The sequence below is a fragment of the Streptomyces sp. NPDC031479 genome, assembly GCF_055581065.1.
This window is the reverse complement of sequence record NZ_JBVIKC010000002.1, coordinates 438,283-463,892: the sequence shown is the minus strand read 5'-3', so window position 1 is coordinate 463,892 and position 25,610 is coordinate 438,283. Positions and strand designations below refer to the sequence as shown.

Genomic DNA, 25,610 nt, shown 5'->3' with positions numbered 1-25,610 from the left:
CTCAGAGCGCCAGCAGCCCCGCCGCGGTCGGGCGGAAGCCGCAGGCCGCGTAGAAGGGTTCGAGGTGCGGTTCGTAGTCGACGTGCAGCCACTGCGCGCCGCGCTCCCGCGCCGCGTCGGCGGCCGCCCGCACCAGCCGGACCCCGAGCCCGGACCGCCGCAGGTCCGGGTGCACCGTGGTGTCGAGGACGAAGGCGTGCACGCCTCCGTCCCAGGCGACGTTGACGTAGCCGACCAGGCGGCCGTCCTCACGGGCGGCGACCCAGGCCAGGCTGCGTTCCAGCACCGGCGCGAAGGACACGGTCCGGTGTCCCGGCCAGGCGTCGGCGAACAGGCCGTTCAGCTCGGCGTCGGTCAGGACCGGGCGGACGAGGAACTCCACGCCGGGGCCGTTCAACGGCTCTCGGGGCCGGCCAGGTGGCGGGCGATGACCATGCGCTGGATCTGGTTGGTGCCCTCCACGATCTGGAGCACCTTCGCCTCGCGCATGAGACGCTCCACCGGGAAGTCCGCCGTGTAGCCGTATCCGCCGAGCACCTGCACCGCGTCCGTGGTGACGGCCATGGCCGCGTCCGTGCAGAACAGCTTGGCCATCGCCGCCTGCCGGGAGAACGGCTTGCCCGCGTCCCGCAGCCGCGCCGCCGCGAGGTACAGCGCCCGGCCCGCCTCGATCTTGGTGGCCATGTCGGCCAGCATGAAGCGCAGGCCCTGGAAGTCGGCGATCGGGTGGCCGAACTGCTTGCGGCCGAGGGCATAGGCGAGGGCCTCGTCGAGGGCCGCCTGGGCCACTCCTATCGCGCAGGCCGCGATCCCGAGCCGGCCGGCGTCGAGGGCGGCGAGGGCGATGGTGAAGCCCTGGCCCTCCTCGCCGATGCGCCGGGTGTCGGGGACGCGCACGCCGTCGAAGTGCAGCTGGGCGGTGGGCGAGCCCTTCATGCCCATCTTCTTCTCGGGGACCGCGGCCGTCAGCCCCGGGGCGTCGCCCGGGACGAGGAAGGCGGTGATCCCCTTGGCGCCCGGGGCCCCGGTGCGCGCGAGGACGGTGTAGAAGTCGGCGACCCCGCCGTGGGTGATCCAGGCCTTGGTGCCGGTGATCAGCCAGTCGTCGCCGTCACGGACCGCCTTGGTGGTCAGCGAGGCGGCGTCCGAGCCGGCCGCCGGCTCGGACAGGCAGTACGCGCCGAGCAGCCCGCCGCCGAGCATGTCGGGCAGGTGGGCGGCCTGCTGCTCCTTGGTGCCGTACGCGGCCAGGCCGTGGCAGGCCAGCGAGTGCACGCTGACGCCGAGCCCGACGGTCAGGCGGGCGGCCGCGAGCTCCTCCAGAACCTGGAGGTAGACCTCGTAGGGCTGGTCACCGCCGCCGGACTCTCCCGCGTAGGGAAGTCCCAGCAGGCCGGACTCCGACAGCAGGGTGAAGACCTCGCGGGGGAACCGGCCGGTCTCCTCCTCGTCGGCGGCCCGGGGACGGATCTCGCGCTGGGCGATCTCGCGTACGAGCATGAGGAGGTCCCGGGACTCCTCGGTGGGCAGCTGACGGTCCACCGGCTGCGGGGCGCGGTCGGTCATGGCGGCGCTCTCCTCCCTCGTCGGGCACGGCGACGACGCGTGAGGTGTGGGACGCGCCGCCGGGTCTCGGTACTCACAGCCGATGCTGCCCTCCCGGATCACGGTAGGGCTCGATCAGAGGCTGCGGCGGGTTGAGTATGCCCGATCAGGCGCTTTCCGTCACCGGTACCCGATCGCGATGATCGTCCGGCGGGCTCGTGGGCCCGTCGGAGGCCACCGGAGGCGCGGTGCACTCCGGGACGAACTCCTCGATCACCGTCAGGGTCGCGCGCAGCTGGCGCACCAGCAGCGCGGCGAGCGCCGGCGGCTCGGGCCGCCCGTCGGCGCCGGCGGAGCCGATCCAGTCGAGGGTGGCGCCCTCCACCCCGGAGAGCCAGCCGACCAGGGCGAGGCGGGCGAGCGGCGGCACCGTGCTGCGCCCGTACGCGCCCTCGGCGATCGCGGCCACGAGCTCCTCGCGGACCCCGTCCCGGATGGCCAGCACCTCGGCGTCGGAACCGACCCCGCCGGTGACGATGGTCCGGTAGGCGGCGTGGTGGTGCTCGGCGTAGTGGAGGTAGCCGTCGATCGTGCGGCGGACCCGCTCGGCGCCCGGCAGGTCCGGCTCGCCGGTGGCGCGGGCGACGAGTTCGGCGACCGAGTCCTCGACGATCGCGAGGTAGTAGCCGCGCTTGCTCTTGAAGTAGTAGTAGATCAGCCCCTTGGCGACGCCCGCCTGCTGGGCGATGTCGTCCACGGAGAGGGCGTCGTACGAGGTGTCGGCGAACAACTTCCGCCCGATCGCTATGAGTTCGGCCCTGCGGACCTGCGAACGGCCGGTGGCACCACGTTGTTGACTATTGTTCAAATCCGGCCCCACCCTCGAACTGCCACAGGATCGCAGTATGGCAGAGCCGCCCGGCGGGCTTCCGGGGCGGACCGCCGCCGAGGACGGCGGCGGCGGGTGGCGCGGGCGGTGCGGGCGGTGCGGGCGGTCAGAACCAGCCGAGGCGGGTGACGAGCATGGCCACGACGACCACGAGGATCCAGCCGAGCACGTGCTCCAGCCAGGAGGAGCCTTCCCCGGGTCCCCCGGTGCCGACGAGGCTGCGGGCCCGGGCGCGGGCGGAGAGGGCGGCGGTGTGTGCGGTCATGCCGTCCAATGTGCCAGCGTTCGCGGCATTCGCGGTAGATGACGAGGGTCACCGGTGGCGCGCGTCACACCGCCGGGCCCCGGAACCCTCCTCGGTGCGGAGCGGTCCCGGGGCCCGGCGGCGCGCGGGGCGCCTGCGGTCAGGTGTCGCGGGTGCGCCGGTCACCGGCCATGGCCATCATGGCCAGACCGAGGCAGAGCGCGATCGCGCCGGTGATCACGTTGCTGACGATGCTGCGGTGGACGTTCATCGGTCCGGCGATGACCCAGGGGGCCACGATCGTCCAGGCGCCGATCGCCACGGCCGTCCAGGCCATCGCGTGCGTGCGCTCGTACGCCGATCCCAGCCCGCCCATGCACAGGCAGAAGGCGAGACCGGCTATCAGGTTGTTGACGGCGAGCGGGCCCAGCACGCTGAACCCGGCGATCCACGGCGAGGCCGCCAGGTACAGGCCCGTGATCAGGGCCAGCGCCTCCACGGCCTGCGCGGCGGGGGTGCTCGTCACCCGCTCGAACCGAGTCCGCATCTCGGCAAGGTCCGGGTGATGTTCGATGCTCGAATGGGTGGTCATGGTGGGCTGCCTCCTATGAGAAGCCTTATACGGCCCTTATGCCCAGATTCGACCCGTTAAGCCCTGCGGAGCGGCGGGATTTTCACAGCACGCCCACCGCCTTCAGAGCGGCGATCCGCTCGCGGCCCGGCGCCGCCGGCCCGTAGAGGTAGCAGATGCCGCCGCTGCCGGAAACGGTCTTCCCCGCGGCGTCGTGACGCTTGGTGCGGAGCCAGATGGTCTCCCATTCGCGGCGGCGGTAGACCCGGCGGACGGCGGCGTTGTCGGCCGAGTTCGGGTCGTTGGCGATCACGTCCCCGTCGGCGGTGAAGCCGATCACCGTCATGAGGTGGCCGGCCGTGCCGTAGCCCGCGCCGGTCAGTTCCTCCGCGCGGAAGGACTGCGAGGTGATCACCGGGATGCCGGCCCGGACCAGGGTCTCCAGGTCGGCCAGGGAGCCGAGCCGGGTGACCACCCCGGCGAGGCCCGGGTAGGTGGCGGCGTAGGCGGCGTTGAAGGGCCAGTTGCCGCACCCCTTGTAGGCGGCGTCGTAGGTGGAGCGGGCGGCGTGGCAGACCTGGGGGTCGGCGTACGCGGGATCGACCCAGGACAGGGAGGCCGCGCCGGGTCTGCCGCCCCAGAACTCCACGGTCATCTGCGAGGACGTGGGGCTGCACCAGGCCTCGCCGCCGTTGTCGTACTCCGGGTACTGGCCCGCGTGGACCTCCTGCGAGTAGCGCGGCACCTCCAGTTCGTGGGCGGTGCCCGAGGGGGTGGAGGCGGGGACCGTGAAGCGGTCGGGAACGTCCGAGGCCATGGCCCCGGCCAGCCGGACCGTGGGGCCCCGGCTCGCGCCCGGCTCGCGGTACAGGGTGACGCGCAGCTGCCAGGCGGCGATGCGCGGTCCGGTGCCGGGGTGGTCCACGGCCAGGGTGTCGGTCCACACGGTGCTGCGGCCGTCGGTCTGGCCGTCGACGGAGGTGCGGCGGATGTCGCCGTCTCCGGAGGCCCAGCGGCCCATCACGTACCAGGGGGTGTCGGTGCCGTCGGTGTAGGTGCCGCGCAGTTCGGTCTGGATCCAGGTGCCGGCCGGGGTGTGGGCGTTCCAGGAGGCGATGACCTCCGTGGCGGGCACGGTGGAGCGGTGCACCGGAGAGGTCCAGGTGGCGTGCTCCCAGTCGGCCCGGCGGCCCGTGTGGGGGTCGGTGTACTCGGTGCGGCCCGCCGCGGCGGCGATCTCCAGGCCGGGGCGGGTGCCCGGGACGGCCGTGGTGCCCGTGTGGGTGCCGGCCTGCCAGTGCCCGTACGCGTACCAGAACCGGTTGTCGACCGGCCGGCCCGGAGCACCGCCGCCGGGGAGGGGACCCGCTCCGGGGCGGGGGTCCGCGGCGGCGGCGCGGCCCGTGGGCAGGGTGGCCGCCGTGGCGGCGGCGAGGGCGACGGCCAGGAGGGCCCGGCGCGGGGTGGGTGCGGTCATCTGCGTGGCCCCCAGGGGTCGGAACGGTGGGTCGGCTCGTCCACCCTTCCAGTTCCCGGCCGTACGGCGGCGAAGCCCCGGGTCCGTGTCGTGGGCGAACCGGGGGGCGGGCCGTACGCTGGCCGGGTGGAGCCACAGCAGTCACTCGAATCGCTCGCGCGGGAGCTCGCCGTCCTGCCCCCCTCCCTCGGACCGGTCCGGCTGATCGGGATCGACGGACACGCCGGCTCCGGCAAGAGCACCTTCGCCGGGCGCCTGGCGGGGGCCCTGGGCGGGGCGCCGGTGCTGCGGCTGGACGACGTGGCCACCCACGAGGAGCCGTTCGGCTGGCCGGAGCGGCTGCGCTCCCAGGTGCTGGAGCCGCTCGCCGAGGGCCGGGCCGCGCACTGGACCCCGTACGACTGGGTGGAGCGCCGCTTCGGGCCCCCGCGGGTCCTGGAGCCGGCGCCCGTGCTGCTCGTCGAGGGCGTCGGGGCCGGACGCCGGGCGCTGCGGCCGCACCTGGCGCGGCTGCTGTGGATGGAGACGCCCCGGGAGCGGTCCTGGGGCCGGGGCCGGCGGCGGGACGGGCGCGAACTCTCCGACTTCTGGGACGGGTGGGAGCGCGCGGAGCTCGCGCACTTCTCCGGCGACCCTTCGCGCCCCTTCGCGGACACTCTGGTACACCAGAGAGGTACGGGATACGAGTGGACTTCCGGGGCCCCTGCGACCTCCGGAACTGGCACGTCCGTCACCGAAAGTGACGGACTCCCCCAGGCCTGAGCGCTCTCGCACAACGGCCCGCGCGGGCCTGCTCCGAGCCGCTTGACCGGGCCCCGCGAACGGCCTTACGTTCTGAATGAGCGGTCTGCGAAGGCCGCCGCGGACGCGGAGCCCCCGATTGTTCCCCCGTGATCGGGGGCTCCGCTCTGCCCCGTTCCGGATCCGGAGGGGCCCGGAGCGCGCCGCTCCACCCTCCCCCCTTCACCCTGAGTCACCCCGCGCCCCGGGGGCCCACCCACGACCCGTGCCCCCCGCACCCTGGGTAAGGTGCGTCACCGCGGGTACGATGCAGCCCTGATTTCATCGGCGGGGTGGACACCTCTGCGTGCGCGGCACGGAGTGTTCCGCGCACCACGGGGCTGGCTTGTGGGGGATGTGATGGACTTCGGCATGCCGGGCAGCGCACACGCCCCGGCCGAACTCGCCTGGCTGCGCGGGGTGGACGCCTGCACGATGGGCGCGTACCCGCAGGCCGAGGAGGAGTTCCGGGCGGCCGTCAGGCTCGATCCCGCCATGGCCGACGCCTGGCTGGGCCTGCACGCGCTGCGGGTGGACACGACCAACGCGTTATTGCGGATGTACGCCCACCGCGACCGCTTCGGCGAGCAGCGGGCCCGGCACCGACGGACCCTCAACTCCTGGTACTGGCTGGGCTGGTGGGTACAGCCGGTGCTGGAGAGCCGACGGGACCTGCTGCTGGCCCACGCCTCGCACTGGCTGGACGGTCGGCACGTCCCCGAGCTGGACCAGGCGCTGGCCGCCCTGCCGCCGGTGGACACCGACCCGCAGGTGCGGTTCCTGCACGCCTGCCGGGCCTACCTGGTCAAGGACTGGGACCAGCTCGTACGCCAGACCGAGCCGCTGGTGGACGATCCGCTGCTGGGGATCGAGGCGGGGCTCTTCGGCGGGATGGCCCGGGTCCGGCTGGAGATGTACGGGCAGGCGGAGCCGATGCTCTCGGCGGCGCTGATGCGCTGCCGCAGCGAGCAGCCGCAGCGCAAGGAGCTGCGGTACTGGCTGGCGCGGGCGCACGAGGGGACGGGGCGCAGCGCGGCGGCCCTGCCGCTGTACCGGGCGGTGCACCGGGTGGACCCGGCGTTCATGGACACGGCGGCCCGGCTGACGGCCATCGCGGACAGCAGCGACCCCGACGACATGGCCGGGTACGCCGGCTACGGCGGGCACAGCGCCGAGGGCTTCGCCGGGCACGGGCTGTCCTCCCTCGGCGGGGACTACACGGCGGTGGCGCTGGGCGGCGGGGGCGGCGGGCCCGTGCAGGACATCGCCGCGGACGGGCAGGTGGATCCGGATCCGCCGACGCCCGGGGAGCCGGTGGACCAGCGGTTCGGCCCGGTCGGCGGGGGCTCGGGACGGCCGGACGGCGTACGGCACAAGGTGTCCCTGCCCGCGCAGGGCGTCCCGTCGGGGCTGCCGACCGGGCCCGCCGACCCGCGGGCGCTGGCCGAGGCGCTGGCCGAGCTGGAGCGGATGGTGGGCCTGGAGCCGGTGAAGCGGCAGGTGAAGGCCCTGTCGGCGCAGCTGCACATGGCCCGGCTGCGGGCGGCCCAGGGGCTGCCGGTACAGCCGCCGAAGCGGCACTTCGTCTTCTCGGGCCCCTCGGGCACCGGCAAGACCACGGTGGCCCGGATCCTGGGCCGGGTGTTCTACGCGCTCGGGCTGCTGGGCGGCGACCACCTGGTGGAGGCGCAACGGGCCGATCTGGTCGGGGAGTTCCTGGGGCAGACCGCCGTCAAGGCGAACGAGCTGATCGACTCGGCGATCGGCGGGGTGCTGTTCGTGGACGAGGCGTACAGCCTGTCCAACTCGGGCTACAGCAAGGGCGACGCGTACGGGGACGAGGCCCTCCAGGTGCTGCTCAAGCGGGCCGAGGACAACCGGGACCACCTGGTGGTGATCCTGGCCGGCTACCCGGCGGGGATGGACCGGCTGCTGGCCGCCAATCCGGGGCTGTCCTCGCGGTTCACCACCCGGGTGGACTTCCCGAGCTACCGCCCCGCGGAACTGACCTCGATCGGCGGGGTGCTGGCCGACGCGAACGGGGACCGGTGGGACGAGGAGGCCCTGGAGGAGCTGCGCAGCGTCAGCGGGCACGTGGTGGAGCAGGGCTGGATCGACGAGCTCGGCAACGGGCGGTTCCTGCGGACGCTGTACGAGAAGAGCTGCGCGTACCGGGACCTGCGGCTGGCGGGGTTCTCCGGGGAGCCCTCGCGGGACGACCTGGCGACGCTGCGGCTGGCCGACCTGATGCAGGCGTACGGGGAGGTCCTGTCGGGGCGCGGCCCCGACGGCCCGGGACGGTCCGAGCCCCTGGTGTAGGGGGCCCGGACCGTGCTCCGGACGGTGGTGCGCGCGGCCCGCTAGGCGCTGCGCGCGTAGGTGCGGTGGGCGGGGTCGCGGACCTCGCCGACCAGCATCTCCAGGACGTCCTCCAGGGCGACCAGGCCCAGGACCCGGCCGGCCGGGTCGGCGACCTGCGCCAGGTGGGTGGCGTCGCGGCGCATGACGCTGAGGGCGTCGTCCAGCGGGAGGGTGGAGCACAGGACGGTCATCCGGCGCCACACCCGCTGCGGGACGGCCCGCTCGCGGTCCTCCAGGTCGAGGACGTCCTTGACGTGGAGGTAGCCCATGAAGGCACCGGTGTCGGAGCGGACCGGGAAGCGCGAGTAGCCGGTGCGCACGGTCAGCTGTTCGATCTGGCGCGGGGTGACGGCCGGGCCGACGGTGACGAGCCGGCCGGGGGCCAGCAGGACGTCGGTGACCGGGCGGCTCCCCAGTTCGAGGGCGTCCTCCAGGCGTTCCTGCTCGACGGGTTCGAGGAGTCCGGCCTGCCGGGAGTCCTCGACGAGCCGGCCGAGCTGGGCGCTGGTGTAGACGGCCTCGACCTCGTCCTTCGGCTCGACCTTGAACAGTCGCAGGACGAGCGCGGCGCAGGCGCCCAGGGCGCTGGTCACCGGCCCGCAGAGGCGGGCGAAGGCGACCAGGCCGGGGCTGAACCACAGGGCGGTCCGCTCGGGGGCGGCCATGGCGAGGTTCTTCGGGACCATCTCGCCGATGACCAGGTGCAGGAAGACCACGGCGGCGAGGGCGAAGGCGTACCCGAGGGGGTGGACCAGGCCCACCGGGACGTGGGCGGCCTCGAAGAGGGGTTCCAGGAGCCGGGCCACGGTGGGCTCGGCGACCGCGCCGAGGGTGAGCGAGCACATGGTGATGCCGAACTGGGCGGCGGCCATCATGCGCGGCAGGTTCTCCAGGCCGTGGAGCACCTGGCGGGCCCGCTTGGAGCCGGCCGCCAGGGGCTCGATCTGGCTGCGGCGTACGGAGACGAGCGCGAACTCGGCGCCGACGAAGAAGCCGTTGGCCAGGACGAGGAGCAGGGCGAAGAGGAGCTGGAGGGCGTTCACCGGCGGCCCGCCGGTTCCGGTTCGGCCGGGGCCGGGACGGCTCCGAGCGGGGCGGTGCGCACCAGTCGGACGCGTTCGGCCCGGTAGCGGCGGACCTGGCGGACGGACAGCTTCCAGCCGGGCAGCTCCGCGCGGTCACCGGGGGCGGGGATCCGGCCCAGCAGGTCGGCGACGAGGCCGGCGACGGTCTCGTAGGGGCCCTCGGGGACCTCCAGGCCTATGCGGCGCAGGGTGTGGACGCGGCAGCTGCCGTCGGCCTCCCAGGAGGGGCGGCCGTCCTCGGCGGGCACGGCGGCCAGTTCGGGGCTGCCGTCCTCGGCGAGGTCGTGCTCGTCGCGGACCTCGCCGACGAGTTCCTCCACGATGTCCTCCAGGGTGACCACCCCGGCCGTGCCGCCGTACTCGTCGACGACCACGGCCATGGGCTGTTCGCTGCGCAACCGTTCCAGCAGGGGCTGCACCGGCAGGGAGCCGGGCACCAGCAGCGGGGTGACGCAGATGCGGTTGACGGTGGTGCGGGAGCGTTCCGCCTCGGGCACGGCGAGGGCGTCCTTGAGGTGGACCACGCCGGTGATCTCGTCGATCCGCTCGCGGTAGACCGGGAAGCGGGACAGGCCGGTGGCGCGGGTCAGGTTCAGGACGTCGGCCGCGGTGGCCGTGTGCTGGAGGGCGCTGACCTTCACGCGGGGGGTCATGACGTGCTGGGCGGTGAGCTCGCCCAGCGAGAGGGTCCGTACGAAGAGGTCGGCGGTGTCCTGTTCGAGGGCGCCGGCCTGGGCCGAATGGCGGACCAGGGAGACCAGTTCGCCGGGGGTGCGGGCGGAGGCCATCTCCTCGGCGGGTTCGACGCCGAGCGCCCGCACGAGGCGGTTCGCGACGGCGTTGAGGGTGGCGATGACGGGCCGGAAGGCCCGGGAGAAGACCTGCTGGGGGCCGGCCACGACGCGGGCCACCTGGAGCGGACGGGAGACCGCCCAGTTCTTCGGGACGAGTTCGCCGACGACCATCTGGACGGCGGAGGCGAGCAGCATGCCGAGGACGACGGCCGCGCCGGGGACGGCTCCGCGGGGCAGGCCGGTCGCGGCGAGCGGCCCCGACAGGAGTGCGGCGAGGGCCGGTTCGGCGAGCATGCCGACGACGAGCGAGGTGATGGTGATGCCGAGCTGGGTGCCGGAGAGCTGGAAGGACAGCTCCCGGAGGGCTTCGACGACCGTGCGGGCGCGGCGGTCGCCTTCGGCCGCGGCGCGTTCGGCCTCGGGTCTCTCGACCGTGACGAGGCCGAACTCGGCCGCCACGAAGAAACCGTTGGCGAGGATCAGGGCGAAGGCCGCCACGAGCAGGAGTAGCGGGATGGTCATGCCGCCGCCTCCGCGGGGAGGGCGGCGCGGGTACTACCGGACGATCCGTCCATTGCTGGAGGGAGTCACTCCTCTGGTCGAAGGTGCCCACGGGCCACGGGGTCCCGGGGCGGGTGGGAGGGCGCACGTGCGCGCCCCGCCACCAGGTTAGTCATTGAGATCGCGGCCGCAATGGGACGCAGCGAGGAGACCGGGCGGGCTCAGCTGCCGGTGGCGCCGCTTCCCCTGGTCTCGGCGAGGGCGCGCAGGGCGCGGGCGTCGTCGATCGCGCGGGCCCTGGCGATGCCGGGCTGGATGCCGAGGACGGGCAGGCTGGTGCCGTCGCTGAGGTCCAGGAACACCCAGGGGTCGCCGGGGCGGAGGTTGACCCGCAGGATCTGCGGCCATTCGAGGCGGCGGGTGGTGGTCAGGTTGACCACGGTGACGCCCGTCTCGTCCGCGACCACCTTGGGGCGGCTGAGCAGGACGAGGACGGAGGACATCAGTGCGGCGGTGACGATGAAGCTGACCCGTTCGCCGGGGCTGAGGCTCTCCAGGAGCAGCGCGATCGCGGTGATCGTGGCGAACATGGCGAGCCCGACGCCCAGCAGCACCGCCCGGGTGCGGGTCGGCCGGAAGGTGACCGGCAGGGCGGGTGGGGCGGACGGGGCGGCGGACTCGCTCATGGCGCTGGTGATGCCTTCTGGAGGGGGCGTACGGATCGGGACGGCGTACGGGTCAGAGCCGGCAGGCGTGGATCGAGGTGGTGAGGATCGCACGGGCGCCGAGCTCGTACAGGTCGTCCATGATCCGCTGGGCTTCCTTGGCGGGGACCATGGCGCGGACGGCGACCCAGCCCTCGTTGTGGAGCGGGGAGATCGTCGGCGACTCCAGGCCCGGGGTGAGGGCGACGGCGCGCTCCAGGTGCTCGGCGCGGCAGTCGTAGTCCATCATCACGTAGCTGCGGGCCACGAGGACGCCCTGGAGGCGGCGCAGGAACTGCGCGACCTTGGGCTCGTCGACGCCGGCGCCGGTACGGCGGATGACGGTGGCCTCGGACTTGAGGATCGGCTCGCCGATGACCTCCAGGCCGGCGTTGCGCAGGCTGGTGCCGGTCTCGACGACGTCGGCGATGACCTGCGCGACGCCCAGTTCGATGGCGGTCTCGACGGCGCCGTCCAGGTGGACGACGGAGGCGTCGATGCCCTGGTCGGCGAGGTGCTTGGCGACGATGCCCTCGTAGGAGGTGGCGATCGTCATGCCGCCGAAGTCCTCGGGGCCCTTGGCGGTGCCGGGCTTGGTGGCGTAGCGGAAGGTGGACCGGCCGAAGTTCAGCGGCAGGATCTCCTCGGCGTTGGCCCCGGAGTCGAGCAGCAGGTCGCGGCCGGTGATGCCGATGTCGAGCTTGCCCGACGCGACGTAGATCGCGATGTCCTTCGGGCGGAGGTAGAAGAACTCGACCTCGTTGTCGGGGTCGACCGTGACGAGTTCCTTGGACTCCTTGCGCTGGCGGTAGCCGGCCTCATGGAGCATCGCCGACGCCGGTCCGGAGAGTGAACCCTTGTTGGGGACGGCGATGCGCAGCATGGGGCTTCCTTGGGTGCGTGGCGTGGATGCGAAAGGGGTGCGTGGGCGTGCGGGCGCGGGACCCGCGGCGAGGAGCTGCGGCCTAGAGGTGCGCGTAGACGTCGTCGAGGGAGATCCCGCGCGCCACCATCATCACCTGAACGTGGTACAGCAGCTGGGAGATCTCTTCGGCGGCGGCTTCCTTGCCCTCGTACTCGGCGGCCATCCAGACCTCGGCGGCCTCCTCGACGACCTTCTTGCCGATGGCATGGACGCCCTTGCCGACGAGCTCGGCGGTGCGCGAGGTGCTGGGGTCGCCGTTGGCGGCCTTGAGCTGGAGCTCGGTGAAGAGCTCCTCGAAGGTCTTGGGATTGTTCGCCATGATGGTCCTCAGAATAAGGGGTCCCGCGCCGGCGCTCAGCGCCAGGGTTCGCTGACGGTCCGCAGGGTCATGGCGGTGGAGACGGCGGCGGTGACCGCTTCGTGCCCCTTGTCCTCGTTCGACCCTTCGAGTCCGGCGCGGTCCAGCGCCTGCTCATCGTTGTCGCAGGTCAAGACGCCGAAGCCAACGGGGACTCCGGTGTCGATCGACACCTGTACCAGGCCTTGGGTGACGCCCTGGCAGACGTAGTCGAAGTGCGGGGTGCCGCCGCGGATGACCACTCCGAGGGCGACGATGGCATCGTAACCGCGACCGGCGAGTACCTTCGCCACGACCGGCAGCTCGAAGCTGCCGGGGACGCGGAGCAGGGTGGGCTCGTCGATGCCCAGCTCGTGCAGGGCCCGCAGGGCGCCGTCGACGAGTCCGTCCATGACCTTCTCGTGCCACTGGGCCGCGATCACGGCCACCCGGAGGTCTCCGCAGTTCTTCACGCTCAGTTCGGGTGCGCCCTTGCCGCTCACAGCTCTGCTCCTCGGTTCTTCGTGGTGGTGGTACGGGTGTGTGTGACGGGTGTGTGTGACGGGGTCACTGGTTGCCGCAGGCGGAGGTGGGGACGGCCCCCTCCAGCCAGGGCAGGTCGTGGCCCATCCGGTCGCGCTTGGTGCGCAGGTAGCGCAGGTTGTGCTCGCCGGCCTCGATGGGCATCTGCTCCCGGCCGCTGACGGCGATGCCGTGGCGGACGAGCGCGTCGGACTTGTCGGGGTTGTTGGTCAGCAGCCGGACGCTGCGCACGCCGAGGTCGGCGAGGATCTGGGCGCCGGCCCCGTAGTCGCGGGCGTCGGCGGGGAGGCCGAGTTCCAGGTTGGCGTCCAGGGTGTCGCGACCGCGCTCCTGGAGCTCGTAGGCGCGCAGCTTGGACAGCAGGCCGATGCCCCGGCCCTCGTGGCCGCGCAGGTAGACGACCACCCCGCGGCCCTCGGCCTGGATGCGGGCCATGGCGGCCTGGAGCTGGGGGCCGCAGTCGCAGCGCTGGGACTGGAAGATGTCGCCGGTCAGGCATTCGGAGTGCATCCGGACCAGGACGTCCTCGCCGTCGCCGACCTCGCCGTGGACGAGGGCGACGTGCTCGACGCCGTCGACGGTGGAGCGGAAGCCGTACGCGGTGAACTCGCCGGCGGCGGTCGGCAGGCTGACCTCGGCCTCGCGGCGGACGGTCGGCTCGGCGGAGCGGCGGTAGGCGATCAGGTCCTCGATGGAGATGATCGTCAGGCCGTGCTTGCGGGCGAAGGGGATCAGCTCGGGCAGGCGCAGCATGACGCCGTCCTCGCCGGCGATCTCCACGATGGCGCCGGCCGGGCGCAGGCCCGCGAGGCGGGCGAGGTCGACGGCGGCCTCGGTGTGGCCGTTGCGGACCAGCACGCCGCCGGGCTTGGCGCGCAGCGGGAAGACGTGGCCGGGGCGGACGAAGTCCGCGGCCTCGGAGGTGCCGTTGGCGAGCAGGCGCAGGGTGGTGGCGCGGTCGGCGGCGGAGATGCCGGTGGTGACGCCGTGGGCGCCGCTCGCGTCGACGGAGACGGTGAAGGCCGTCTGCATCGACTCGGTGTTGTGCCGGACCATCTGCGGGAGTTCCAGGCGGTCCAGCTCCGGGCCCTCCATGGGGGCGCAGATCAGGCCGCGGCACTCGCTCATCATGAACGCGATGATCTCGGGGGTGGCCTTCTCGGCGGCGATGACGAGGTCGCCCTCGTTCTCGCGGTCCTCGTCGTCGACGACGACCACGGGGCGGCCGGCGGCGATGTCGCGGATGGCCTGCTCGACGGGGTCGAGGAGGAAGGTCTCCTGCGGGCCGGATTCGGGGACGTCGGGCACGGGCTTGAGGGGGGTCATGCCGTTGCTCCTTCGAGGGCCGGGGCGGGGGTGGTGCGCGAGCGCTGGTACCAGTCGTAGGCGCCCCAGAGCACGAGGGCTCCGTAGATCACGTAGACGAAGGCGGAGAAGGCGTAGCCGCTGGTGAAGGCGAGGGGGACGCCGACCGCGTCGACGAGCAGCCAGGCGAACCAGAACTCGACGAGTCCCTTGGCCTGGGCGTACATGGCGACGATGGTGCCGACGAAGATGTAGGCGTCCGGCAGCGGGTTCCAGGACATCCACGGGTAGAGGGTGAACAGCCCGGTGACGGCCAGCGTGCCGACGGCGGCGGCGCCGAGGAGCAGGCCGCGCTCGCGCCAGGTGGCGAAGCGGACGGCCAGGGAGGCGTCCTGGGCCTGCCGCTTGCCGCGGCTCCACATCGTCCAGCCCCACAGGGCGACCACCATGACGACGACCTGCTTGCCGGCGTTGCCGGAGAGGTGCCCGGCGGCGAACGCGACGAAGAGGATGGCGCCGGAGAGGAACTGGGTCGGCCAGGTCCATATGGAACGCCGCCAGCCGAGGGCGAGGGCGGCCAGGCCCATGGTGTTGCCGATCGCGTCCGACCAGATGATCTTCTGGCCGAAGGCGGTGAAGGCTTCGGAGTTCAGCCAGGTCAGGGCGCTCACCGGTCCGTTTCCTCCGTGTCGTTGGGGGTCGCTGCCAGGGGGTCCACGCCGGCCGCGAGGAGGCGCTCGACGTACTTCGCGAGGACGTCGACTTCGAGGTTGACCGGCTCACCGGGCTGCTTGATGCCCAGGGTGGTCAGCGCGAGGGTGGTGGGGATGAGGCTGATGGTGAAGGAGTCGGCGGCGGCCTCGACCACGGTGAGGCTGACGCCGTCCACAGTGATAGAGCCCTTCTCTACGACGTACCTTGAAAGCTTCTCCGGGAGCGCGATCCGGACGAGCTCCCAGTGCTCCGAAGGGGTGCGGGAGAGGATCTCGCCGGTGCCGTCCACGTGGCCCTGGACGAGGTGGCCGCCGAGGCGTCCGCCGAGGGCCATGGGGCGCTCCAGGTTGACCCGGGAGCCCGCGGTCAGCGCACCGAGGCTGGAGCGGTCGAGGGTCTCCTGCATGACGTCGGCGGTGAACTCGCCGTCGGCGGTCTCCACGACGGTCAGGCAGACGCCGTTGACGGCGATCGAGTCGCCGTGCTTGGCGTCCTCGGTCACCACGGGGCCGCGCAGGCGGAAGCGGGAGGCTTCGGCGAGCTGCTCGACGGCGGTGACCTCGCCCAGTTCTTCGACGATTCCGGTGAACACTCAGTGCTCCTTGAGGGGCGTGCGGACGGTGGGGACTGCGGTGATGCGGAGATCGGGGCCGACGCGGACGGCCTCGGTGAGGTCGAGGCGCACCGCGTCGGAGATGGTGTCCACGCCGGCGCCGGCGAGAGCGGCGGGGCCCGCGCCGAGGAGGGCCGGGGCGAGGTAGCCGATCACCCGGTCGACGGCTCCGGCCCGCAGGAAGGTGCCCGCGAGGGTGGGTCCGCCTTCCAGGAAGAGGGAGCGCACGCCGCGGGCGTAGAGCCGGCCGAGCAGGTCGTGGACGCCGATGTGGCCGTCGCGCAGCGGCATGCGCAGGACCTCGACACCGGGCAGGTGCCGGGTGTCGGCGTCCTCGCCGACGACGATCAGGGTGGGTGCGGCGTCGTCGAGGATGCGGGCGGTGGGCAGCACGGTGGCGTGGGTGTCGAGGGCGATCCGCAGGGGCTGGGTCGCGCCCTCGACGCCGCGGACGGCGAGGTGCGGGTCGTCCTCGCGCAGGGTGCCGCCGCCGACGAGGACGGCGTCGCACTCGGCGCGCAGCCGGTGGACGTCGGCCCGGGACTCGGCGGAGGTGATCCACCGGCTGGTGCCGTCCGCGGCGGCGCTGCGGCCGTCGAGGGTGGCGGCGTACTTCCAGGTGACGTGGGGGCGGCCGAGCCGTACGGAGGTCAGCCAGGCGGCGTTGCCCGCCTCGGCCTCCGCGCGGAGCAGTCCGCCCTCGGCGGTGATCCCCGCCGCGCGCAGGGTGGCGCCACCGCCGCTGGCCTGCGGGTTCGGGTCGGCCACGGCGTAGAGCACGCGGGTGACGCCGGCCTCGATCAGGGCCTGGGCGCAGGGGCCCGTGCGGCCGGTGTGGTTGCAGGGTTCGAGGGTGACGTACGCGGTGCCGCCGCGGGCCGCCGCGCCCGCCTGGCGCAGGGCGTGGACCTCGGCGTGCGGGCCGCCTGCCCGTTCGTGCCAGCCCTCGCCCACGACGGCGCCGGAGGGGTCGGTGATCACGCAGCCGACGACGGGGTTGGGGCTGGTGGAGCCGAGGCCGCGGGCGGCGAGCTCGATGGCACGCCTCATGGCGGGCACGTCGGTGCCGTGTACTGCGTTCGCGTCGGCGTGGTTCGCCACCGGGTCCTCCTGCCTCATCGGGCACGGACTCCGGGGCCTGTCGGGATACGACAGATGAAGCGGGTGAGCACACGCGGGAACGCCGAGGCCGGGAACACGGTCCGTCTGACACGTGTCCCTTGGGGAAACGCCGATGGACCGCCGACGGCGGCGTACCGGTGACTGGCCCGCCGCGCACTGCCTCCCATCCGGACTTTAACCGTCGGTCCAGGAATTTCACCTGGTCAACCGGCCGCTGGATGCGGACGGGTCGCGGACTATACCGCCGGTTCGGAATTACACCGACCCCGGAGTGCGCTGCTACTGGTACTACGGCCAGTGTGCCACGGGGGATCGGGGGCCATGCGGGTGAAGCGCTGTGGCCTGGGTCACAAACCAGCCGTTCTTGAGCGGCGCAGTCGCGCCACCCGCACCCGTGGACACCCCCGCACCCGGCTTTGGTCCAGACCTATTGACGGGTTGGTCTAGTCCTCTTAACGTTCCCTTCATCTTCCCCGGGGAGCCGGCCTGCCGACGTGCGCACGTCACGGGCCAACCAGCGCCACGTTCCTGCTCGTTGCCGCACGTTGTGTCCTGCCATCCTCCCCTCCCCAGGAGGCACCATGCCGTCCCCCACACGTACGAGAGCCCTGCTCCTGGCATCCGGCGCCGCGATCGCCGGACTGCTGGTCGGCGGGCTCTCGACGGGCGTCTCCCACGCCGCCGACAACGAGGGCTGTCGCCCCGACGGTCTCTACAAGACCGCAGGCGTGGACGTCCCGTACTGCTCGGTCTACGACTCCGAAGGCCGCGAGAAGATGGGCGCCGACCACCAGCGCCGCGTCATCGGCTACTTCACCGGCTGGCGTACGGGCAAGGACGGCACCCCCGCCTACCTCGCCGGCAACGTCCCGTGGTCCAAGGTCACCCACCTGAACTACGCCTTCGCCCACGTCGGGGCCGACAACAAGATCTCGGTCGGCGCGGACAACGCGAACAACGCCGCCACCGGGATGACCTGGCCCGGCGTGGCCGGCGCGGAGATGGACCCGGCCCTCCCCTACAAGGGCCACTTCAACCTCCTGAACAAATTCAAGAAGCAGTACCCGAACGTCAAGACGCTCATCTCCGTGGGCGGCTGGGCGGAGACCGGCGGGTACTTCGGCGACGACGGCAACCGCGTCGCCTCGGGCGGCTTCTACTCGATGGCCACCAACGCCGACGGCTCCGTCAACCAGGCGGGCATCGACACCTTCGCGGACTCCTCGGTGGAGTTCATCCGCACGTACGGTTTCAACGGCGTCGACATCGACTACGAGTACCCCACCACCATGAAGGACGCGGGCAACCCGCTGGACTGGCAGCTGTCCAACGCCCGCCGGGCCGGTCTCGTCAAGGGCTACGCGGCCCTGATGAAGTCGCTGCGCGAGAGGCTCGACCGCGCGGGCGCCGCCGACGGCAGGCACTACCTGCTCTCCGTCGCCGCCCCCTCCTCCGGCTACCTGCTGCGGGGCATGGAGACCTTCCAGATGCAGCAGTACCTGGACTACGTCAACATCATGTCCTACGACCTGCACGGCGCCTGGAACGAGTACGTCGGCCCCAACGCCTCGCTCTTCGACGACGGCAAGGACGGCGAGCTGGCCGCCGCGAGCGTCTACTCCACCTCCCAGTACGGCGGCACCGGCTACCTGAACACCGACTGGGCCTACCACTACTTCCGCGGGTCCATGCCGTCGGGCCGGATCAACATCGGCCTGCCGTACTACACCCGCGGCTTCAAGAACGTGCAGGGCGGCACGGACGGCCTGTGGGGCAGGGCCCCGGCCACCACCTGCCCGGCCGGCGCGGGCCTGACCAAGTGCGGTGACGGCGCGGTCGGCATCGACAACCTCTGGCACGACCTGGACACCAACGGCGTCGAGTCCCCGGCGGGCTCCAACCCGATGTGGCACGCGAAGAACCTGGAGAAGGGCGTCGTAGGCGACTACGTCACGAAGTACGGCTTCCCCGCGAACACCACGCTGACCGGCACCTACGCCCGCAAGTACGACTCCACCCTGGTGGCGCCGTGGCTGTGGAACGCGCAGAAGAAGGTCTTCCTGTCGACGGAGGACGAGCAGTCCGTCGCCGCCAAGGCCGACTACGTGGTGGACAAGGGCATCGGCGGCACGATGGTGTGGGAGCTCGCGGGCGACTACTCCTACAACGCGGCCAAGGGCCAGTACGAGATGGGCGACACCCTCACCTCCCTGATGTACGACAAGTTCAAGGCGGCCACCCCGTACGGCGCGAAGAAGGCGGGCGCCGCCCTGCCGGCGCAGGCGGTCGACATCAAGACGGAGTTCACCGAGTTCAAGCTGGGCGACTCCAACTACCCGATCACCCCGAAGCTCAAGATCACCAACAACACGAAGAGCACGCTGCCCGGCGGCACGGAGTTCCAGTTCGACTACGGGACCTCAGCCCCGGCCAACGCCTCGGACCAGTCCGGCTTCGGCACGAAGGTGATCTCCACCGGTCACAGCGGAAGCAACGTCGGCGGCCTGAAGGGGGACTTCCAGCGGGTCTCCCTGAAGCTGCCGGCCTGGCAGACGCTGGCCCCCGGCGCCTCGGTCGACCTGGCGTTCAACTACTACCTGCCGGTGTCCACCCCCTCCAACTGGACGGTGAACATCTCCGGCACCACGTACGCCCTGGCCGGCGACCTGGCGCGCGGCACGACGGTCGTGGAACCGGGCACCACCACGCCTCCCACCACCCCGCCGACCACTCCCCCGACGACGCCGCCGACCACTCCCCCGACCACTCCTCCGGGCGGGACCTGCGCGAGCCCTGCGTACGTGGCGGGCACGGTCTACAACAGCGGCAGCCTCGTCTCCCACAAGGGCCACACCTGGAAGGCCCAGTGGTGGACGCAGAACGAGGAGCCCGGCACCACCGGCGACTGGGGCGTCTGGAAGGACCAGGGAGCCTGCTGATCCCCCCGCGTGACACGTGAGGACCCGGTGGCCCGGCGGCCACCGGGTCCTCGCACGTTCCCGCCGTTTTCCCCGGCGCGGGGTGTCACGTTCCGGCGGGCCGGACTGTCACCTGGGGGAGAGCACTCCCGACGGAAGGAACCGCACACCATGAGCACCATCGTCGTCACCGGCGGCACCGGCACCCTGGGCACCCCGCTCGCCGCCCGGCTGCGGGAGGCGGGCCACGAGGTCCGGGTCCTGAGCCGGCACTCGGAGCACTACCCGGTCGACCTGCGCGACGGCCGCGGGCTGGACGCGGCCCTCGCGGGCGCGGAGGTGCTCGTGCACTGCGCGAGCAGCCCGCGCGGGGGCGACGAGGAGGCCGCCCGGCACCTGATCGGGGCGGCCCGCCGGGCCGGGACCGTCCGCAACCTCGTGTACATCTCGATCGTCGGGGTGGACGTGGTCCCCTTCGGCTACTACCGGACCAAACTGGCGGTGGAACGCCTGCTGGAGGGGTCCGGGCTGGGCGTCACGATCCTGCGCACCACCCAGTTCCACGACCTGGTGGCCCAGGTGGTGACCACCGCCGCGAAGCTGCCGGTGGTGCTGCTGCCCCGGGGTGTACGGGTCCAGCCGATCGCCGTCGGGGAGGTCGCGGACCGGCTGGCGGAGCTCGCGACACCGCGGCCCTCGGGCCGGGTCCCGGACATGGGCGGGCCCGAGGTCCGCCCCCTGACGGACTGGGCCCGGACCTGCCTCGCGGCGACGGGGAGCCGGCGACCGGTGGTGGGCGTCCCGCTCGCGGGCCGGACGTACGCCGCCTTCGTGCGCGGCGGGCACCTGGCCCCGGCCCGTGCTGTGGGCCGGGGCACGTTCGAGGAGTTCCTGCGACGGCGGACGGCGGCCCGGGGCTGAGGGCCCCGGGGAGGCGGTGAACGGGTCCGCCGGTCCTCCGTCCGTGGGAAGCGGGGCCGCCGCCGGGTGTCCACCGGGGTGCGGGCCCCGCACCCCGGATACGTTGCGCGCGCAGTCGGCAGGCGGGCCGCGGCAGAGCGGTGCCCGCGGAGCAGCGCACGGGAGTGGAAGACAGACATGGCGAATCCCCGGATCAGGACGGCCGCGCGCCTGGGCCTGTGTGCCGTCGTCGCGGCCGTCTGGCAGTTGGTGCCGTTGCAGGCCGAGGCGAAGCCGTCGCACGAGCTGCTGGTTCCGGGGAAGTACCCGACGATCCAGGCCGCGGTCGACGCCGCCCGGCCCGGGGACCGGATCAGTGTCCGGCCGGGTGTCTACCGGGAGCAGGTGGTGATCGGCAAGGACGTGTCGATCACCGGTTCGGGCGCCGGGAAGACGACGATCCTGGCTCCGCGGACCCTGGTCCCCGGCGAGGACGGCGGCACGTCGATCGTGGAGGTCCACGGCGGCGCCTCCGTGGCACTGTCCCGGCTCGCCGTCAGCGGGCCGGGCTCCGGGACCTGCGACGACGGCGCGCTCGGCTCCGGCATCCGGGTCCTGGGCGGTGCCCGGCTCGACCTCGGCCACGCCCGCGTCAGCCACATCACGGACACGCCCGCGGCGGCCTGCGCCCACAGCGCGGTGGCCGTCTTCGTGGGGGACCTGCCGACCGGGACGGGTTCGGTGTCGATCCACGACAGCGAGATCTCCGACTACCAGGGCTCGGCCGTCACCGTCCTCAACGCGGGTTCGAGCGCCACGGTCACCGACAGCACCGTCACCGGACACCCGCGGCTGTCGGCCGACGGGATCGGGTTCGTCGCGGGCGCGGCCGGGCGCGTCACCCGGAACACCATCAGCGGCAACGACTGCCGGGAACCGGACCCGTTCTGCGGCCCGGACTTCTTCGGCGAGACCCAGCACGCGGGCGTCGTCACCACGACGCCGGGCACGGTGGTCGAGCACAACCGGCTCGTGGGCAACCACATCGGGATCTACGCCGTCGGCGGATCGGACACCATCGGGCACAACGACATCGTGCGGAGTTCGTACTTCGGCACGGCCCTGCAGGACGGCTCCTTCACGGTCCGCGACGACCGGATCGACGGCGGTGTCGGCGGCGTCGCGGTGGTCGCCGCTTCGGCCGACACGAAGGCCGTGCTCGACGGGGTGCGCATCGGGCGGACGTCCGGGGCTCCGGTCCGCACCTTCGAGTGCTGCGGCTTCACCGCCACGGTCACCGTGCGGCCGTAGCGGGGTCGGGCCGTGACCCGTCAGGGGCCGAAGAGGACCGACTGGGCCGCTTCGCGGGCGGCCAGGCGGGCGCCCTCCAGGACGGCCGGGTCGCCGAGGGCGGTGGCGCGGACCTCGGTCGGTACGGGGGTGAGGGTGGCGAGGCGGCGCTCGACGCGGGCGGCCAGGGCCTCGCCGCCCGCGTGGCCGAGTCCGCCGCCGAGTACCACGCAGCCGGGGTCGAGGATCGCGGCGACGGCCGCTGCCCCGAGCGCCAGCCGCTCCGCGAGCGCGTCCAGGAAGGCCTCCCCGGCGGCCCCGGCGACGGCCTCCTCGGCCGGCCCCCGGAAGCCGTGCCCGCGCGCGAGGGCGCCGACCGCCGACCGGCCCGCCAGGGCGTGGAAGCCGCCGGCGCATGCGGTGGCGGAGGGCAGCCCGGCCGTGCCGGGGACCGGGAGGAAGCCGATCTCACCGGCCCCGCCGGAGGCGCCCCGGCGCAGCCGCCCGTCGAGGACCACGGCGGCGCCCACGCCGTCGCCGAGCCACAGCAGTACGAAGGAGTCCAGGTCCCGGGCGGCCCCGGCGCGCTGCTCGGCCAGGGCCGCCAGGTTGGTCTCGTTCTCGACCGCCACCGTGGCGGGCAGCCGCCGCCGCAGGGCGGCGACCAGGTCCCGGTGCCAGGCGGGCAGGGCGCCGGTGCCGCGCAGCTCGCCGCCGCCCGGGGCGACCAGGCCGGGGGCCCCCACGACCACGGTGTGCAGCGCCCCGGCGCCCGTCCGCGCGGTCAGGGCCTCCAGCCGGTCCACGGCCTCCTCCACCGCGTCGACGGGCAGGGCGGTCCGGCCCAGCGGGCGGCCCAGCAGGTCGGTGACCACGGCGGTCGCGCTGTCGGTCCGCACGTCCAGGGCGGCGAGGTGGGCCCGGCGGGCGACGATCCCGTAGAGGCGGGCGTTGGGGCCGCGGCGCTGTTCGCCGGACTCCCCCACGACCTCGATCAGCCCGGCCTCGGTGAGCCGTTCGACGAGGTCGGCCACGGAGGGGCGGGACAGTCCGGTGAGCTGCTTGAGCCGGCTCGCCGTCAGCGGGCCCTCCTCCTGGAGGAGTTCGAGGGCGAGGCGGTCGTTGATGGCCCGGGCGGTGCTCGGGGAGGCGGGGGACTTCGCGGCGGCGGGGGTCAGCACCTTGGCAGGGGTCACGGCGCCCATCTTAGGGAGGGGGAAACCATTAACTATCAGGCAGGGTCCCTGATAGTTTACCCCCATGACACGGCCCAGAACCGGGGAACCCGGCCCCAGCCCGGCGCGCCTGCGCCATGCCCGCTTCGCCATCGCCGCGGTCTTCTGCGCCCACGGCGCCGTCACCGGATCCTTCGCCACCCGCATCCCCTGGATCCAGCAGCACGCCGGTCTCAGCGCGGGCACCCTGGGCCTGGCCCTCGCCTTCCCCGCGCTCGGCGCCGCCCTCGCGATGCCGCTGGCCGGCCGGATCAACCACCGGTTCGGCGCCCGCAACGCCCTGCGCGGCCTGCTGGCGCTGTGGACCCTGTCCCTGATCCTGCCCAGCCTGGCCCCGGACTTCGCCGTGCTGTGCTGCGTGCTGTTCGTCTACGGAGCCACCTCGGGCATGGCCGACGTCGCCATGAACGCGCTCGGCGTGGAGACCGAGAACCGTCTCGGCCGCTCGATCATGTCCTCGCTGCACGGCATGTGGAGCGTGGGCGCCCTGCTCGGCTCGGCGGCCGGGACGGTCGCGGCGCACGCGGGGGCCGACGCCCGGCTGCACCACCTGATCGCCGCGCTCGCCCTGACGGCGGCCGGGCTGCTGGCCGTACGGGGCGTGCTGGACCTGCGCGGCGACGAGGACGCGCAGGCCCCCGCGCACTTCGCGCTGCCGCCGAGGTCCGCCCTGCTGATCGGGCTCGTCGGATTCTGCGCGGTCTTCGCCGAGGGCGCGAGCCTGGACTGGTCGGGCGTGTACCTGCGGGACGTGCTGCACACCGACGCGGGCCTGGCCGCCGCCTCGACGACCGCGTTCGCGCTGACCATGGCCCTGGCCCGGCTGGCCGGGGACCGGGTGGTGGACCGGTTCGGGGCGGTGCGCACGGTCCGGGCGGGCGGCGTCCTGGCCACCGCGGGCGGGCTGCTGGTGGTGACGGTCCGCCATCCGGCAGCGGCCCTGGGCGGCTTCGGGCTGATCGGGCTCGGCATCGCGGTGGTGGTGCCCCTGGCGTTCGCGGCGGCGGCGCGCAGCGGGCCGGCCCCGGCGCAGGCCATCGCGGGGGTCGCGACGATCACGTACACCTCGGGGCTGGTCGCGCCGTCGGCGATCGGCGCGGTGGCGGACGCGACCTCGCTCGTGGTCTCCTTCGCACTGGTCACACTGCTCGCGTTCGCCCTGATCGCGGGCGCGGCCGTACTGCGCGGCAGCAAGGCCCCGGGGGCGGCCGGAGCAGCGAACCAGGACGAACCCGCCTCTATGCGGCCGTAATATAACGGCTGGTCGTCACGTCGTACCGGCGCGCCGGCCACGATGTTCGACGACCCGGCGGAACGGAAGTGGTGGGAGATGGGCTTCGGCGTGCGCTGGACCCTGCACGGAGACGGGCGGACCCCCGCCCCCGGCGCGGTGGTGCGGCCGGACGAGCGGCTGTCGTGGCCGCGGACCGCCGGGCTCGGCGCCCAGCACGTCGTGGCGATGTTCGGCGCCAGTTTCGTCGCGCCGGTCCTCATGGGCCTGGACCCGAATCTGGCGATCATGATGTCGGGCATCGCGACCGTCATCTTCCTGCTCGCCACGCGCGGCCGGGTGCCCTCCTACCTGGGCTGCTCGCTCTCCTTCGTCGGCGTCGCCGCCGCGATCCGGGCGGGCGGCGGCGACAGCGCGGTCGTCACGGGCGCGGTGTTCGTGGTCGGCGTGGCGCTGTTCCTGGCGGGTCTGGCCGTCCAGCGCTTCGGCGCGCGGATCATCCACGCGGCGATGCCGCCGGTGGTGACGGGCGCGGTCGTGATGCTGATCGGCTTCAACCTGGCGCCGGTGACGGCCTCGACGTACTGGCCGCAGGACCAGTGGACCGCACTGCTGACCATGCTGTTCACGGGCATGGCCGTGGTCTGCCTGCGCGGCTTCTGGTCGCGGATCGCCATCTTCCTGGGCCTGGTCTTCGGGTACGCGATCTCCTGGATCTTCGACCTGGTCTTCGGGATGATCCACTCGACGACGGGCGGCCCCGAGGCGGTGGACCACTGGCGCCTGGACCTCTCGGGCGTCGGCGAGGCCGCCTGGATCGGGCTCCCGTCCTTCCACGCCCCGCAGTTCGAGTGGTCGGCGATCCTCATCGCGCTGCCGGTGGTGATCGCGCTGATCGCCGAGAACGCCGGTCACATCAAGGCCGTCGGCGAGATGACCGGCGACCCGCTCGACGACAAGCTCGGCACCGCCATCGCCGCCGACGGCGCCGCGTCCATGCTCTCCACGGCGGTCGGCGGCCCCCCGAACACCACGTACTCCGAGAACATCGGCGTCATGGCCGCCACCCGCGTGTACTCCACGGCGGCCTACTGGGCGGCGGCCGGCTTCGCCCTGCTCTTCGGCCTGTGCCCGAAGTTCGGCGCGGTCGTCGCCGCGATCCCGGGCGGGGTGCTCGGCGGCATCACCGTCATCCTCTACGGCATGATCGGCCTGCTCGGCGCGCAGATCTGGATCAACGGCGGGGTGGACCTGCGCAACCCGCTGAACCTGGTGCCGGCCGCGGCGGGCATCATCATCGGCATCGGCGGCGTCAAGCTGCAGTTCACCGAGACCTTCGAGCTCGGCGGCATCGCGCTCGGCACGATCGTGGTGATCACCGGCTACCACGCGCTGCGCCACTTCGCCCCGGCGCACCTCAAGCAGGAGCCCCTCCTCGACTCGGGCACCTCCGCCTACGACGACGGCCGGGACGGTCCGGACACGCCGCGTTGACGCCCGCTTCGCCCGAACCGGCGAAGCGTACG

At 73.1% G+C, this 25,610-nt stretch carries 24 protein-coding genes and 1 riboswitch; of the genes, 7 read left to right on the top strand and 17 right to left on the bottom strand.

Features of this window, described 5'->3' with window-relative positions; all coding sequences use genetic code 11:
* Position 1: 1 nt before the first annotated feature.
* The 6 genes from ACZ5D2_RS04750 to ACZ5D2_RS04725 all read right to left on the bottom strand — a co-directional run bounded on the left by ACZ5D2_RS04750 (position 2) and on the right by ACZ5D2_RS04725 (position 4,726).
* Entirely contained in the window at positions 2–382 is a 381-nt protein-coding gene (locus ACZ5D2_RS04750) for a GNAT family N-acetyltransferase (protein ID WP_371679542.1), read from the bottom strand.
* 11 nt (positions 383–393) lie between these two features.
* Positions 394–1,566: an acyl-CoA dehydrogenase family protein gene (locus ACZ5D2_RS04745; RefSeq protein ID WP_266837746.1), complete on the bottom strand. Its 1,173-nt coding sequence runs from the start codon at positions 1,564–1,566 to the stop codon at positions 394–396.
* 145 nt (positions 1,567–1,711) lie between these two features.
* Positions 1,712–2,413 carry a TetR/AcrR family transcriptional regulator gene (locus ACZ5D2_RS04740; RefSeq protein WP_371679541.1) on the bottom strand — a complete coding sequence of 234 codons (702 nt, stop codon included), beginning with the start codon at positions 2,411–2,413 and terminating at the stop codon, positions 1,712–1,714.
* A 127-nt stretch (positions 2,414–2,540) separates the two neighbouring features.
* Positions 2,541–2,699 (bottom strand): SCO1431 family membrane protein, encoded by a 159-nt coding sequence (locus ACZ5D2_RS04735; protein ID WP_371679540.1) that lies wholly within the window; start codon positions 2,697–2,699, stop codon positions 2,541–2,543.
* A gap of 139 nt (positions 2,700–2,838) precedes the next feature.
* Entirely contained in the window at positions 2,839–3,270 is a 432-nt protein-coding gene (locus ACZ5D2_RS04730; protein ID WP_371679539.1) for an SPW repeat protein, read from the bottom strand.
* 82 nt (positions 3,271–3,352) lie between these two features.
* Positions 3,353–4,726 (bottom strand): C39 family peptidase, encoded by a 1,374-nt coding sequence (locus tag ACZ5D2_RS04725; protein WP_468927172.1) that lies wholly within the window; start codon positions 4,724–4,726, stop codon positions 3,353–3,355.
* Between the two features lie 126 nt (positions 4,727–4,852).
* Here ACZ5D2_RS04725 and ACZ5D2_RS04720 point away from each other — a divergent pair, with 126 nt between their 5' ends.
* Positions 4,853–5,488, top strand: a complete 636-nt coding sequence (locus ACZ5D2_RS04720; protein ID WP_371679537.1) for a uridine kinase family protein — start codon at positions 4,853–4,855, stop codon at positions 5,486–5,488.
* Positions 5,489–5,866: 378 nt separating this feature from the next.
* On the top strand, positions 5,867–7,825 hold the full coding sequence (locus tag ACZ5D2_RS04715; RefSeq protein ID WP_468927169.1) for an AAA family ATPase: 1,959 nt from the start codon (positions 5,867–5,869) through the stop codon (positions 7,823–7,825).
* Positions 7,826–7,866: 41 nt separating this feature from the next.
* Here ACZ5D2_RS04715 and ACZ5D2_RS04710 read toward each other — a convergent pair whose 3' ends face one another.
* The 10 genes from ACZ5D2_RS04710 to ribD form a co-directional block, all read right to left on the bottom strand.
* Positions 7,867–8,910, bottom strand: a complete 1,044-nt coding sequence (locus ACZ5D2_RS04710; protein ID WP_371679535.1) for a hemolysin family protein — start codon at positions 8,908–8,910, stop codon at positions 7,867–7,869.
* Complete coding sequence (locus ACZ5D2_RS04705) at positions 8,907–10,268, bottom strand: hemolysin family protein (protein WP_371679534.1); 1,362 nt, start codon at positions 10,266–10,268, stop codon at positions 8,907–8,909. The genes ACZ5D2_RS04710 and ACZ5D2_RS04705 overlap by 4 nt, the downstream gene beginning before the upstream one ends.
* 200 nt (positions 10,269–10,468) lie before the next feature.
* A complete protein-coding gene (locus tag ACZ5D2_RS04700) occupies positions 10,469–10,933 on the bottom strand; it encodes a PH domain-containing protein (RefSeq protein ID WP_371679533.1) in 465 nt (154 codons plus the stop codon).
* Positions 10,934–10,985: 52 nt separating this feature from the next.
* The gene (hisG, locus tag ACZ5D2_RS04695) at positions 10,986–11,834 is read right to left on the bottom strand and encodes an ATP phosphoribosyltransferase (protein WP_371679532.1); all 849 of its coding nucleotides are present in this window, start codon (positions 11,832–11,834) and stop codon (positions 10,986–10,988) included.
* Positions 11,835–11,916: 82 nt separating this feature from the next.
* Complete coding sequence (locus tag ACZ5D2_RS04690; RefSeq protein ID WP_356217956.1) at positions 11,917–12,195, bottom strand: phosphoribosyl-ATP diphosphatase; 279 nt, start codon at positions 12,193–12,195, stop codon at positions 11,917–11,919.
* A 35-nt stretch (positions 12,196–12,230) separates the two neighbouring features.
* Entirely contained in the window at positions 12,231–12,716 is a 486-nt protein-coding gene (gene ribH, locus ACZ5D2_RS04685; protein WP_007262951.1) for a 6,7-dimethyl-8-ribityllumazine synthase, read from the bottom strand.
* A gap of 64 nt (positions 12,717–12,780) precedes the next feature.
* Positions 12,781–14,082, bottom strand: coding sequence for a bifunctional 3,4-dihydroxy-2-butanone-4-phosphate synthase/GTP cyclohydrolase II (locus tag ACZ5D2_RS04680; RefSeq protein ID WP_468927164.1), 1,302 nt, complete (start codon positions 14,080–14,082; stop codon positions 12,781–12,783).
* A complete protein-coding gene (locus tag ACZ5D2_RS04675; RefSeq protein WP_371679530.1) occupies positions 14,079–14,732 on the bottom strand; it encodes a nicotinamide mononucleotide transporter family protein in 654 nt (217 codons plus the stop codon). Before ACZ5D2_RS04675 ends, ACZ5D2_RS04680 begins: the two co-directional genes overlap by 4 nt.
* Positions 14,729–15,367, bottom strand: a complete 639-nt coding sequence (locus ACZ5D2_RS04670) for a riboflavin synthase (RefSeq protein ID WP_371679529.1) — start codon at positions 15,365–15,367, stop codon at positions 14,729–14,731. Before ACZ5D2_RS04670 ends, ACZ5D2_RS04675 begins: the two co-directional genes overlap by 4 nt.
* Positions 15,368–16,507 carry a bifunctional diaminohydroxyphosphoribosylaminopyrimidine deaminase/5-amino-6-(5-phosphoribosylamino)uracil reductase RibD gene (gene ribD / locus ACZ5D2_RS04665; RefSeq protein WP_468927160.1) on the bottom strand — a complete coding sequence of 380 codons (1,140 nt, stop codon included), beginning with the start codon at positions 16,505–16,507 and terminating at the stop codon, positions 15,368–15,370. It abuts the gene before it with no gap.
* Between the two features lie 152 nt (positions 16,508–16,659).
* Positions 16,660–16,789, bottom strand: a riboswitch (FMN riboswitch).
* A 302-nt stretch (positions 16,790–17,091) separates the two neighbouring features.
* On the opposite strand from ribD, the gene ACZ5D2_RS04660 reads away from it, so the two are divergent.
* The 3 genes from ACZ5D2_RS04660 to ACZ5D2_RS04650 all read left to right on the top strand — a co-directional run bounded on the left by ACZ5D2_RS04660 (position 17,092) and on the right by ACZ5D2_RS04650 (position 21,639).
* Positions 17,092–19,449: a chitinase C-terminal domain-containing protein gene (locus ACZ5D2_RS04660; protein ID WP_468927157.1), complete on the top strand. Its 2,358-nt coding sequence runs from the start codon at positions 17,092–17,094 to the stop codon at positions 19,447–19,449.
* A gap of 150 nt (positions 19,450–19,599) precedes the next feature.
* Positions 19,600–20,349: an SDR family oxidoreductase gene (locus ACZ5D2_RS04655; protein ID WP_468927154.1), complete on the top strand. Its 750-nt coding sequence runs from the start codon at positions 19,600–19,602 to the stop codon at positions 20,347–20,349.
* Between the two features lie 177 nt (positions 20,350–20,526).
* Positions 20,527–21,639: a right-handed parallel beta-helix repeat-containing protein gene (locus ACZ5D2_RS04650; RefSeq protein ID WP_468927151.1), complete on the top strand. Its 1,113-nt coding sequence runs from the start codon at positions 20,527–20,529 to the stop codon at positions 21,637–21,639.
* A gap of 20 nt (positions 21,640–21,659) precedes the next feature.
* Here the strand turns inward: ACZ5D2_RS04650 and ACZ5D2_RS04645 are convergent, their stop codons facing one another.
* Entirely contained in the window at positions 21,660–22,823 is a 1,164-nt protein-coding gene (locus tag ACZ5D2_RS04645) for an ROK family transcriptional regulator (protein ID WP_371679524.1), read from the bottom strand.
* 55 nt (positions 22,824–22,878) lie between these two features.
* Here ACZ5D2_RS04645 and ACZ5D2_RS04640 point away from each other — a divergent pair, with 55 nt between their 5' ends.
* Together ACZ5D2_RS04640 and ACZ5D2_RS04635 are read left to right on the top strand one after the other, a co-directional pair.
* Complete coding sequence (locus ACZ5D2_RS04640) at positions 22,879–24,105, top strand: MFS transporter (protein ID WP_371679523.1); 1,227 nt, start codon at positions 22,879–22,881, stop codon at positions 24,103–24,105.
* Positions 24,106–24,183: 78 nt separating this feature from the next.
* Positions 24,184–25,578, top strand: coding sequence for a uracil-xanthine permease family protein (locus ACZ5D2_RS04635; protein WP_468927243.1), 1,395 nt, complete (start codon positions 24,184–24,186; stop codon positions 25,576–25,578).
* The last annotated feature ends 32 nt before the right edge of the window (positions 25,579–25,610 follow it).